Genomic DNA, 14,170 nt, shown 5'->3' on the forward strand with positions numbered 1-14,170 from the left:
CTTTTTAGGCAAAATATTAACATCTTATGTTGGACAGACCAAATTTAACTGAAGTTTTACTATACATTCTTGGAAATTTTGATATAATTCTACATAGGTCAACCTTCCAATTATGATAGAAAATAGAATTTGATGGTTTTTATACCTATCCAAGCTGTGCGCGAGAGACCAGTCCACTGGCTACCCAGCAAGTCGGCATGCGGGGACCGACAATTGTGGAAAATGACAGCCGAGAATATGTTGCTCCATGACGTCGGAAGGTTCAGAAAGGACAAATCCAACCTTATCCCAATTCCGATGGAGGATGAAGCGCGTGAGCATTTTTGAAAAGCTGGAATTCTCCGCCAATCCAAGGGCTGTCCCGTTCATGCCATACGGAGCATTCTTTGAGCCTCATGCAGCACCATCGTCACATCTAATCGTCAGGAAAAGCTCACTACCCTGCAGCCGATCTTTACTTATCCACACCAGGCGGGGGAATATACAAATCGTACATAGAGTGTATCAATATCCCTTAAACATTGGCTTCGATAAAGCCAGCTCCGGTGCCGAATCCGGAGGTACGGCCGACTTCCTGCTGGCCAGCCGGAACCCTACAGCAAGCCTTACATCGATGGGAGGAACATCCATTGTCCAACCCCCAAATCCAATTCCGAACCCCATTGTTAAACCAAAGTCCGTCTTCGGGCGGCTCGTCCGCAGCAAGCATAATGAAGCAGAGGAGCCGGAAGCAGCGCTTCTCTTGCGTAGAACGATGCTCTTTGTTGTCTTTCACGCATGGGAGCCGAGCAGCTGCTAGACAGAGGATTGCCGCATGCGATCAACCGAGCAAGCGAAGCGGTGACCTGGCGAAAGCCATTGACATTGTTGGCACATGTTTGAAAAGGCGGAGAGCGAGGCTGGAGCGTTGCTGCTGCATATGCTCCGCCGGATTGCTTTTACCGATGAAGAGAGGGGAACGATCCAGATGGCTTTTGAAAAAGAAACGTTGTTTTGGAACGAAAAATTCGGTAGCGACGATTATACCTTGACGCGGCTGCCTTACAGCAAAGCTCCAAGCTCCCTGACGCCCATTATGACAACCGTCGGCGGGACGCTTTCGGAGGAAGTGGCGCAGCGCGTCCTTCAAATGAGCAAGGGCGCTCCGCTGGCCACTTTTATGATTTTGCTCGCAGGTGTTCAGTCCCTCTTGTATAAATATACAGGCGCTTCTGACATTCTGGTCGGCATGCCGGTTGTACGGAAACCGACGGAGACGCGCCGATCCGTTAATCATACGATCATTTTGAAAAACTCGCTTTCGGCGGGTGCGACTTTTAAAACGCTTCTGAGCGAGTTGAGGACTTCCTTGCCGGAAGCGATTCAGCATCAACATATTCCGTTCTTGAAAATGACGGAGAAGCTGGATCTGCAATATGCAGACGGGATAACCGTCGTCCATACGCTAGTATCCCTTAAGGAGCTGCACCTGGACGAAATCGGGCAAAACGTGGTCACGGATTGTTCCTTTGAATTCAGCTTAACGGGCGGGACGATACAGCTAGCGTTGTCATATAACGAGCACTTATATGACTCCGAGTTCATGACTCGGGTCGTTGGCCATCTGAATCGCCTGTTGGCCGTGGGGCTTCACGAGTTGGAACTGGAGATCGTGCGGGCGGACATGCTATCGGAGGACGAGAAATTTCAATTGTTGCAAAGCTTTAACGAAACCGAGAAGGACTATCCCCGTGATCGGACGATTCATCAACTCGTGGAGGAGCAGGCGAAGCGGGTGCCCGAAGCGACGGCGGTTGTCTTTGAGGGTCGGCGGCTTTCGTACGCGGAGCTGAACGAACGGGCGAACCGGCTGGCACGGACGCTGCGATCGGTCGGCGTGCTGCCCAATCAGCTGGTAGGCTTGATGGCCAGGAGATCACTGGAGACGGTCGTTGGCATTCTGGCGGTTCTGAAAGCTGGCGGTGCCTACGTGCCGATCGACCCGGAATACCCGGAAGAACGCATCCGCTACATTCTGGAGAACTCGAACGCGCAGCTGCTGCTGACTCAAAGGGAGCTGCTGCAGCAGGTGCCGTTCGAAGGAACCGTGTTGGCGCTGGATGACGAGCAGGCCTACAGCGACGATGGCTCGAACTTGGAGCCGGCCAGCGGTCCGAATGATCTTGCTTATGTCATCTATACGTCAGGTACGACAGGCAAACCCAAAGGGGTCATGCTGGAGCATCGCGGTTTGGTCAGCTTGAAGCTGATGTTCGCGGATAGGCTAGGCATCACGGAGCATGACCGGATCGTTCAATTCGCCAGCCTGTCGTTCGACGCGTCCTGCTGGGAAATGTTCAAAGCGCTCTATTTTGGCGCGGCTTTGTACATCCCGACGGCCGAGACGATTCTCGACACCCGCTTGTTCGAGAGTTATATGAACGAGCATGCGATTACGGCGGCGATTTTGCCTCCAACGTACAGCGCTTATTTGAACCCGGACCGCCTTCCCAGCTTAACGAAGCTCGTAACGGGAGGCTCTGCGGTATCGGCTGAATTCGTGCAGCAGTGGAAACCGAAGGTCCACTATTTCAATGCTTACGGCCCTACCGAAGCTTCGATTGTTACGACGCTTTGGGATGCAGATGAGGAGCAGTCGGAGCGCAGAGTCATTCCGATCGGGCGCCCGCTGGCCAATCACCGGATTTTTATTTTGGATACCCACCTGCAGCTTGTGCCACCGGGAGTGGACGGCGAGCTGTGTGTGGCAGGCGTGGGGCTTGCGAGAGGTTACCTGAACCATCCGGAGCTGACGGCAGAGAAGTTCGTGGAACATCCGTTTGCGCCTGGAGAACGCCTTTACCGGACGGGAGATCTCGCCCGCTGGCTGCCGGACGGAAATATTGAGTACTTGGGCCGGATCGATCATCAGGTGAAAATCCGTGGATTCCGGATCGAGATCGGCGAGATTGAAGAGCAACTTCTGAAGATCGACTCCGTGCAGGAGACGATCGTAATCGCGCGGGAAGGCAAAAGTGGACAAGAACTGTGCGCTTACCTGGTCGCGGGCCACCCGCTTACGCTCGGCGAGTTGAGAAGCGCGCTGGCGCAAAAATTGCCGAATTACATGATTCCGGCGCATTTTGTTCAGCTTCCGCGGATGCCGCTCACGCCGAACGACAAAATCGACCGCAAGGCTTTGCCCGTCCCGGAAGGAAACGCACTGACCGGCGGCGCGTACGTAGCTCCCCGCAATGAAGCCGAGCGGACGCTTGCCGATGTGTGGCAGGCGGTATTGAACGCCGATCGCGTTGGGGTAACGGATCATTTCTTCGAGCTGGGCGGAGACTCGATCAAGTCCATTCAAGTATCTTCGCGGCTTCATCAAGCCGGGTACAAGCTGGAAATCCGGGATTTGTTCAAATATCCGACTATTTCACAGCTCAGCCTGCATGTGAAACCGATCGGACGTACCATCGATCAAGGCGAAATAACGGGTGAAACGGCGCTGACGCCGATTCAACATTGGTTTTTCGAGAGCTCCTTTGCGGACCCGCATCATTTCAACCAGTCGGTGATACTGTACCGGAAGGAACGCTTCGATGAAGAGACGGTGCGTCAGGTGCTGCAAAAGTTGGCTGAGCATCATGATGCCTTGCGGATGGTGTTCCGCAAAACGGAACAAGGGTTTAGCGCGCGGAACCGCGCGATTCAAGAAGGCGGGCTGTTCACGCTGGACGTGTTCGACTTCAAGGATGCAGAGAATACCGCGCAGGCTGTGGAAGCGAAGGCAACGGACATTCAAGCGGGCATCGATCTGGAGAACGGGCCCCTCGTGAAGGCAGGACTGTTCCGATGCGCGGACGGCGATCATTTGCTGCTCGCGGTTCATCATGCCGTGGTGGACGGCGTGTCTTGGCGTATTTTGATGGAGGATTTCGCCCTGGGTTACGAGCAGGCCGGCAAAAGCGAGGAAATTCGTTTCCCGGCGAAAACGGATGCGTACCGCACTTGGTCCGAGCAGTTGGCCGCTTACGTGCAAAGCCCGGAGATGGCGAAGGAACGGGCCTATTGGCAGGCCGTGGAACAAATTGCGGTTCCGGCCGTGCCGAAGGATCTGAAGGCGGACGTTACGACGCAGCAGGACAGCGAATCGCTGTTCGTCTGTTTGACTCCCGAAGAAACGGAACTGCTGCTGAAGCGGGTTCACCGGGCCTACAACACCGAAATGAACGATATTTTGGTAACGGCGCTCGGCATAGCCATTCGCAAGTGGACGGGACACGAACGGGTGCGGATCAATCTCGAAGGACACGGACGCGAATCGATCGGAACGGATATCGACATCACGCGCACAGTCGGCTGGTTTACGACCAAGTTTCCGGTCGTCCTGGAGCCGGAAACCGACCGGGATTTGGCCTATCAGATTAAACAGGTCAAGGAAAGCTTGCGCCGCATTCCGAACAAAGGGCTTGGGTACGGCGTATGCCGCTATCTCTCCAAATCGGAGGATGGCTTTGTTTGGGGTGCAGAGCCGGAAATTAATTTTAACTACCTCGGTCAGTTCGACGATGATGTCAACCGGGACGAGATCGGCATATCTTCTTATTCCAGCGGCAGCCCGGCCAGCGACCGGCAGGCCCGCAGCTTTGTGCTGGATATCAACGGCATGGTGCTGGACGGCGCTTTATCGCTCGATCTCAGCTACAGCCGGAAGCAGTATCGCAAGGAAACGATGGAAGCCTTCGCTCAGCGGCTTGAGCAAAGTCTCCGAGAGCTCATTACCCACTGCGCAGGCAAAGAAAACACTGAATTGACGCCGAGCGACGTGCAATTTAAAGGCTTGACCATCGCGGAATTGGAGCAAATCGCCCAGCGCTCGGGCCATCTCGGGGAAATCGAAAATATTTACTCGCTTACGCCGATGCAGAAGGGCATGTGGTTCCACAGCGCGCTTGACCGGCAGACGGCCGCTTACTTCGAGCAAACGCGGTTTACGATGCGGGGAGTACTCGACGTCCAGCTTTTCGAGAGGAGCTGGATGGAGCTTGCGAAACGTCATCTGGTGCTGCGGGCAAATTTTGTGAAAGGACCGGCGGGCGAGCCGCTGCAAATCATATACCGCGACAAGCCGGTCGGCTTTGAATATGAAGAGCTGCTCCATTTGCAGGCGGACGAGAAACAAACGTATTTGGATAAAAAGGCCGAGGATGACAAGCTTCGCGGCTTCGACCTGGAACATGATGCGCTCGTTCGGGTTACGATCCTGCGCACCGAAGAGCAAAGCTATCATGTGCTGTGGAGTTTCCAGCATATTTTGATGGACGGCTGGTGCCTGCCGCAGCTGACGCAGGAGCTGTTTGAGACGTATTCGGCCTTGGCATCCGGCAAGCAGCCAGCGGGAGATAAGGGATCGGATTATGGCGCTTATATCGAATGGTTGGAGAAACAGGACGATCAGGCGGCATCCGGCTATTGGACGGCATTCCTGGCAGGTTATGAAGGGCAAACCGTACTCCCAGGACAAAAGGAACCGGCGCCAAACGGCAGATTTACGGCTGATCACGTCACCGCCGAGCTCGGCAAGGACTTGAGCGAGCGAATGGACCGGGTGGCGAAACAGCGCCTGGTTACGGTCAATACGCTGCTGCAAGCCGCTTGGGGCGTGATGCTGCAAAAATATAACGGGACAAACGATGCCGTATTCGGCAGCGTCGTAGCCGGAAGACCGGCGGAAATCCCGGGCATCGAGTCCATGATCGGGCTGTTCATCAATACGGTGCCGGTCCGCGTCACGAGCGAAGCGGACACCGTGTTCGCCGACCTGATGGCGAAGCTCCAAGAGCGGGCGCTGGAGTCTGGGCGTTATGATTACTATCCGCTGTATGAAATTCAAGCCCACAGCGTGCAAAAGCAGAACCTGATCAACCATATCATCGCTTTCGAGAACTATCCGGTGGACGAGCAGATGGAGCAGGCGGGCGACCAGCAGCACGGCGACCTGACGATCGCTGACGTTCAGATGGAGGAGCAGACGAACTATAACTTCAACGTGACCGTGGTGCCGGGAGACGAGATCGAAATTCGGTTCGACTTTAACGCAGAGGTGTTCGATAAAGACAGCATCGAGCAGCTCAAGGGGCATCTCGTCCATCTGCTGGAGCAGGTGACGGATAACCCGGAAATTACAGTAGGCGAGCTGGAACTTGTGACGGAGGCGGAAAAGGCCGACCTTCTCGGACGTTTTAACGACACTACCACGGAATTTCCGCGCGGGAAGACGCTCATTCAATTGTTCGAAGAGCAGGCGGAGCGCATCCCGGATGCGGCTGCCATCTCCTTGAGTGAGCAAGAGCTGACCTACCGCGAGCTGAACGAACGCGTCAATCGCCTTGCCCGTACCTTGCGTAGCCACGGGATATCCAAAGGCCGTCTGGTCGCCATTATGGCTGAGCGTTCCATCGAAATGGTGGTGGGTATGCTGGCGGCACACAAAGCCGGAGCGGCTTACGTACCGATTGACCCGGAATATCCCGAGGAGCGTATCCGTTTCTTGATCGAGGATTCGGGAGCGCAGGTCATGCTGACGCAAAGCCGCTTGCGCGAGCGCCTGGCGGGTTCGGACTCCGTGATCTTACTGGATGACGAGTCCTTCTATCACGAGGACGGCACAAATCTTAATCCGGGCACCGAAGCGACAGATCTGGCCTGCGTCATCTATACGTCAGGTACGACGGGCAAGCCGAAAGGCAACCTTGTTTCGCACCGCAACATCGTGCGGATCGTGCGAAATACGAATTATATCGACATCACCGAGCGGGATCATGTCCTCCAGCTTTCGAGCTATTCGTTCGACGGAGCGATTTTCGATGTTTTCGGCGCTTTGACCAACGGGGCGCGGCTGGTGCTGGTTCCGCGTGAGACTTTGCTGGAAATCGGCCGGCTGGCGGATCTCATCCAGCACGAGCGCATCTCGGTCATGCTGATTACGACGGCTTACTTCAACGTCCTTGTAGATGTGAACGTCGACTGCCTGCGGGATGTCCGGGCGATTTTGTTTGGAGGAGAGCGCGTGTCGGTCGGCCATGTGCGTCGAGCGCTCGCCCATATCGGACCGGGCAGGCTTAACCACCTGTACGGCCCGTCGGAAAGCACGGTTTATACCACGTACCTTCCGGTCGACTTTGTCGATGAGTCGGCGGTTACCGTACCCATCGGACGGCCGATCAGCAATACGACGGTGTATATCGTCGACAGCCGGAATAAGCTTCTGCCGATCGGCGTGGCTGGAGAGCTTTGCGTCGGCGGAGAAGGCTTGGTACGGGGCTACAACAACCGGCCGGAGCTAACGGCGGAGAAATTTGTCGACAATCCGTTTGTACCGGGAGAGCGCATGTACCGAACGGGGGATTTGGCCAAATGGCTGCCGGACGGCACGATCGAATACGTGGGACGGACGGACGACCAAGTGAAAATCCGCGGCTTCCGTATTGAACTGGGCGAGATCGAAGCTCAGCTTCAGAAAGTGGAGGGAATTCGGAAAACGACGGTATTCGCGAGGGAAAACGCCTTCGGCGAGAAGCAGCTTTGCGCCTATTATGAAGCGGACCGCGAGCTTCCAGCGGCCGAGTTGAAGAACGTGATTTCCCAGGAACTGCCGGCCTACATGATCCCGGCGTACCTGATCCAGTTGGAGCGGCTCCCGCTGACGGCGAACGGCAAGGTCGACCGCCGATCCCTTCCGACGCCGGAGGAGAGCTTGCAGCCGGGCGAAGGACGTACTCCGCCTCGTACTCCGCTGGAAGCCAGCTTGGCCGGAATTTGGAAAAGCGTACTCGGATTGGAGCACATCGGCGTTCATGACAACTTCTTCGACCTGGGCGGCCATTCCCTGCGGGCGACGACACTGGTGAGCAAGGTGCATCAGGAGCTGAACGTCGAGCTGCCTCTGCGCGACGTATTCCGCTACTCGACGATCGAAGAGATGGCTCTCGCCATCACCCGGATCGGAGAGCAGTCATTCTCGTCGATTCCGCTGGCAGGCGTAAGAGAATATTATCCGCTTTCCTCAGCTCAGAAGCGGCTGTTTATCCTGAATCAGCTAGAAGGGTCCGATCAGAGCTACAACATGCCGGGCGTGCTGCTGCTGGAAGGATCGATTGACCGGAGCCTGCTGGAGAAGGCTTTCCGCGGACTGATCGTACGGCACGAAACGCTACGAACCGGCTTTGAGATCGTACAAGGCGAAGCAGTACAGCGCATTTACGAGAGCGTCGACTTTGCCGTCGAGTACCGTCATGCGAGCGAGGAAGAAGCGCCTGAAGTCGTGCAGGCCTTCATCCGACCTTTCGACTTGGCGAAGCCTCCGCTGCTGCGGGTGGAGCTCGTAGAGCTCGCAACCGAACGTTATTTGCTGATGTTCGACATGCACCATATCGTCTCCGACGGGGTTTCGATGGACGTGTTAGTCGAGGAACTCGTTCGTCTGTACGGTGGCGAGTCATTAGAGCCTTTGCGCATTCAATACAAGGACTATGCGGTATGGCAGCAGTCGGACGAGCAAAAAGCGCAGTTGAAACGCGAGGAAGCTTACTGGCTGGACCGTTACCGGGGTGAACTGCCGGTTCTGGAAATGCCGACGGACTATCCGCGTCCTGCCGTGCAGAGCTTTGAGGGACAAACGCTGACGTCCTTCGTGGACGAGGCAACGAATGAAGGCTTGAAGCAACTGGCCGCTCAAAGAGGAACGACGCTGTATATGGTGCTGCTTGCGGCATATACAGTGCTTTTGCATAAATACACAGGTCAGGACGATTTGATCGTCGGAACGTCGATTGCGGGCAGAACGCACGGAGACACGCAGCCTTTGATCGGAATGTTCGTCAATACGCTGGCGCTCCGCAATTATCCGGCTTCGGAGAAGACCTTCCTGTCGTATCTGGAAGAAGTGAAAGAAACGACCTTGGGTGCTTACGAGCATCAGAATTATCCGTTCGAAGAGCTTGTCGATAAAGTGCAGGTCAGCCGGGATTTGAGCCGCAATCCGCTGTTTGACACGATGTTCTCCCTGCAAAACTTGGAGGATAAAGAGTTTGAGCTGGAAGGGCTGAAATTGTCCCCGTACCCTAGCGAATACGGTACGGCCAAGTTCGACCTGAGTGTGGATGTTACGGAAGAAAACGGCGGCCTGGAGTGCAGCTTTGAATTCGCAACGGCTCTTTATAAAGAAAGCACGATCCGGCGGTTGTCGACTCATTTCGGACATTTGCTTGCGGAGATCGTAAGCTGTCCGGATGCGAAGATTGCCGAGCTGAACTTGCTGACGGCAGAGGAAAAAGAACAAATTCTCGGCGCGTTTAACCCGGCGCAGCCGGAAGTGGCTCCTGCGGCCGCGTTCCACCGGCTGTTTGAGGAACAGGCGGAGCGCACGCCGGAAGCGGCGGCCGTCGTGTACGAGAACGACCGGCTGACGTATGCGGAGCTGAACGAGCGGGCGAACCGCTTGGCGGCCACGCTGCGCGCAAGCGGCATCGGCCGGGAGACGATCGTCGGCATTCTCGCCGAGCGTTCGGTGGACTTGCTGGTGGCTGTGCTGGCCGTCTGGAAAGCGGGCGGGGCGTATGTGCCGCTCGACCCGGATTATCCGGCGGACCGCGTGCGGTTCATGCTTGAGGACAGCGGAGCGAAGGTGCTGCTGACGCAAACGGCGCTGCGAGAGCGTGCCGAAGCCTGGCTCGGCGAAGAGGAACTGGCGCTAGCGGCGGTGCTGTACCTGGACGACGAAGCGTCGTACAGCGAGGAGCGGGCGAATGCGCTGATTGTCTTCGGCATTTCCAGCAAGCTGACGGATGCTGTGGACGACGGTGATGAGAGCCCTCAGAATGTTGGCACCGACAGCTTCCATGAAGCCCGTCCGGAGGATCTGGCTTACGTAATCTACACGTCGGGAACGACGGGCAAGCCGAAGGGCGTGATGATCGAGCACCGCAGCCTGGTGAACACGGCGGCGGGCTACCGGCGGGAATACCGGTTGGATCAGTTCCCAGTGCGGCTGCTGCAGCTCGCAAGCTTCTCGTTTGACGTGTTCGTGGGAGATATCGCGCGGACGCTGTACAACGGAGGCACGATGGTGATTGTGCCGAAGGACGACCGGATCGATCCGTCTCGTCTGCACCATTGGATTGAGCGGGAGCGGGTCACCATCTTCGAATCGACGCCAGCGCTGATCGTGCCGTTCCTAGAGTATGTGCACGAGCAGCGGCTGGATATGAGCGGGATGGAGCTGTTGATCACGAGCTCAGACAGCTGCAGCGTGGCGGATTACCGCACCTTGCAGGAACGCTTCGGCTCGTTGTTCCGAATCATCAACGCATACGGCGTGACGGAAGCGGCGATCGACTCCAGCTTCTACGACGAGCCTCTGACGAAGCTGCCGCAGACAGGCCATGTGCCGATCGGCAAAGCGTGGCTGAATGCGAAATTCTACATCGTGGACGCGCATCTGAATCCGGTGCCGGTCGGGGTGCTGGGCGAACTGGTCATCGGCGGAGTCGGAGTGGCGCGCGGGTACTTGAACCGTCCGGAGCTGACGGAAGAGAAGTTCGTAGACAGCCCGTTCGCCGCGGGCGAGCGGCTGTACCGCACGGGAGACTTGGCGCGGTGGATGGAAGACGGCAACGTGGACTTCATCGGCCGGATCGACAACCAGGCGAAAATCCGGGGGTACCGGATCGAGACGGGCGAGATCGAGTCGCAGCTGCTGCGGGTGGAAGACGTACGCGAAGCGTTGGTGCTGGTTCGAAGTGACGCGAACGGGCAGAAGGCGCTGTGCGCGTATTACACGCTGGATACCGGAGCGGAGTTGGCGGTGAACGATTTGCGCAGCGCGCTGGCGCAGGAGCTGCCGGGGTACATGATCCCATCGTACTTCGTGGAGCTGGAGCACCTGCCTCTGACGCCGAACGGAAAGATTGACCGGAAGGCGCTGCCGGCGCCGGAAGGGGAAGCGGGAAGCGGAACGGAGTACGTCGCACCGCGCAATGAGCTGGAAACGAAGCTGGCGGCGATATGGCAAGAGGTGCTGGGGCTTGCGAAGGAGATTGGCGTTCACGACAACTTCTTCGACATCGGCGGCCACTCCCTGCGGGCGACGACGCTGGTCAGCAAGATTCATAAAGAGTTGAACGTGGATCTGCCGCTGCGCGACGTGTTCCGCCATTCCACCATCGAGAGCATGGCGGCCGCCATTTCTCGGCTGGATGAGCAGACATTCGTTGCCATTCCGGTGGCGGATGACCGAGAGGTGTACCCGCAATCTTTTGCTCAAAAACGTCTCTTTATCCTGAATCAACTGGAAGGCGCGGAGCTTAGCTACAACATGCCGGAAGCGATGCTGCTGGAGGGTGCTTTGGACCGGGCAAGGTTCGAAGAAGCGTTCCGTAAGCTCGTGACGCGGCATGAAACGCTGCGCACCGGGTTCGAAATGGTGGATGGCGAAGCATCGCAGCGGATTTATCAGGACGTGAATGTTGCCGTGGAGTTCTATCGAGCGGATAAGCAAGAGGCCGAAGAGACGGTTCGTCGTTTCGTCCGTCCGTTTGACTTGGCGAAGCCTCCGCTGCTGAGGGTAGGCCTTGTCGAGCTGGCTCCGGAACGCCATATTCTAATGTACGACATGCATCATATTATTTCCGACGGCGTCTCGATGGAAATCTTTGTTGAAGAATTCGTCCGCTTGTACGGCGGCGAGCAATTGGATCCTCTGCGCATTCAGTACAAAGACTACACCGTTTGGCAGCATTCGCAGGAGCAGAAGGAACGGCTTCAGCGCCAGGAGGCATACTGGCTGGACATGTTCCAAGGCGAGCTTCCGGTGCTGGAAATGCCGACCGACTATCCGCGTCCGGCCGTGCAGAGCTACGAAGGCCAAACGCTGGAGTTTTTCTTCGACGCTTCGAAAACCGACGGCCTGAAGCAGCTGGCCTCGGAAACGGGCACGACGCTGTTTATGGTGCTGCTTGCGGCGTATAACGTCCTTTTGCATAAATATTCAGGTCAGGAAGACGTGATCGTCGGTACACCGATTGCTGGAAGGAATCATGGAGATGTACAGCCGTTGATCGGGATTTTCTTAAACACGCTGGCTATCCGCAGTTATCCGGCTTCGGAGAAGACATTCCTGTCATACCTGAACGAAGTCAAAGAAACGACCCTCCACGCCTTCGAGCATCAAAACTATCCGTTCGAAGAATTGGTGGACAAGGTGCAAGTCACCCGTGATTTAAGCCGCAATCCGCTCTTCGACACGCTGTTTACGATGCAGAATACGGAGAACGAGGAATTTGAGCTGGAAGGGCTTCGCCTGATTCCTTATCCGAGCGCACTGGATACCGCGAAGTTTGATATCAGCTTGGATGTGGGCGAGGAGAACGGCGGCTTGGATTACAGCTTCGAATATGCGACGGCTCTCTACAAAAGGGAGACTATCGAACGGCTGGCGAAACATTACGAACAGCTGCTCGTAACGATCGTAAGCCGTCCGGATGCGAAGATCGCCGAGCTGAACTTGCTGACGGCAGAGGAAAAAGAACAAATTCTGGGCGCGTTCAACCCGGCGCAGCCGGAAGCGACTTCTGCGGCTGCGTTCCACCGGCTGTTCGAAGAACAAGCGGAGCGCACGCCGGAAGCGGAGGCCGTTGTGTACGAGAACGACCGGCTGACGTATGCGGAGCTGAACGAGCGGGCAAACCGCTTGGCGGCCACGGTGCGCGCAAGCGGCATCGGCCGGGAGACGATCGTCGGCATTCTCGCCGAGCGTTCGGTGGACTTGCTGGTGGCCGTGCTGGCCGTCTGGAAAGCGGGCGGGGCGTATGTGCCGCTCGACCCGGATTATCCGGCGGACCGCGTGCGGTTCATGCTTGAAGACAGCGGAGCGAAGGTGCTGCTGACGCAAACGGCGCTGCGAGAGCGCGCTGAAGCCTGGCTCGGCGAAGAGGAGCTGGCGCTAGCGGCGGTGCTGTACCTGGACGACGAAGCGTCGTACAGCGAGGAGCGGGCGAATGCGTCGGTTGGCTCCGGCATGGTCTCCGGCAAGCTGACGGATGCTGTGGACGACGGCGATGAGAGCCATCAGAATGTTGGCACCAACAGCTTCCATGAAGCCCGTCCGGAAGATCTGGCGTACGTGATCTACACGTCGGGAACGACGGGCAAGCCAAAGGGCGTGATGATCGAGCACCGCGGCCTGGTGAATACGGCGGCGGGCTACCGGCGGGAATACCAGTTGGATCAGTTCCCGGTGCGGCTGCTGCAGCTCGCCAGCTTCTCGTTTGACGTGTTCGTGGGAGATATCGCGCGGACGCTGTACAACGGAGGCACGATGGTGATTGTGCCGAAGGACGACCGGATTGATCCGTCTCGTCTGCACCACTGGATTGAGCAGGAGCGGGTCACCATCTTCGAATCGACGCCGGCGCTGATTGTGCCGTTCCTGGAGTACGTGCACGAGCAGCAACTGGATATGAGCCGGATGGAGCTGTTGATCACGAGCTCGGACAACTGCAGCGTGGGGGATTACCGGACCTTGCAGGAGCGCTTCGGCTCGTTGTTCCGGATCATCAACGCTTACGGCGTGACGGAAGCGGCGATCGACTCCAGTTTCTACGACGAGGAACTGGCGAAGCTGCCACAGACAGGCAATGTGCCGATCGGCAAAGCGTGGCTGAATGCGAAATTCTACATCGTGGACGCGCATCTGAACCCGGTGCCGGTCGGGGTGCTGGGCGAACTGGTCATCGGCGGAATCGGAGTGGCGCGCGGGTACTTGAACCGTCCGGAGCTGACGGAAGAGAAGTTCGTAGACAGCCCGTTCGCCGCGGGCGAGCGGCTGTACCGCACGGGAGACTTGGCGCGGTGGATGGAAGACGGCAACGTGGACTTCATCGGCCGGATCGACAACCAGGCGAAAATCCGGGGGTACCGGATTGAGACGGGCGAGATCGAGTCGCAGCTGCTGCGGGTGGAAGGCGTGCGCGAAGCGGTGGTGCTGGTTCGAAGTGACGCGAACGGGCAGAAGGCGCTATGCGCGTATTACACGCTGGATACCGGAGCGGAGCTGGCGGTGAACGATTTGCGCAGCGCGCTGGCGCAGGAGCTGCCGGGGTACATGATCCCATCGTACTTCGTGGAGCTG

Annotated in this window: 2 protein-coding genes; both read left to right on the forward strand. The window is 57.2% G+C overall.

The window, feature by feature from the left end; translation table 11 throughout:
• The first annotated feature begins 313 nt into the window (after positions 1 to 313).
• Entirely contained in the window at positions 314 to 799 is a 486-nt protein-coding gene (locus G9G57_RS24965) for a hypothetical protein (RefSeq protein ID WP_151256108.1), read from the forward strand.
• Positions 800 to 874: 75 nt separating this feature from the next.
• A partial coding sequence (locus G9G57_RS24970; RefSeq protein WP_164965653.1) for a non-ribosomal peptide synthetase occupies positions 875 to 14,170 on the forward strand: 13,296 nt, incomplete at its 3' end.

It is taken from the genome of Paenibacillus sp. EKM211P (genome assembly GCF_011066175.1).
In the GTDB taxonomy this organism is placed as follows: domain Bacteria; phylum Bacillota; class Bacilli; order Paenibacillales; family Paenibacillaceae; genus Paenibacillus; species Paenibacillus polymyxa.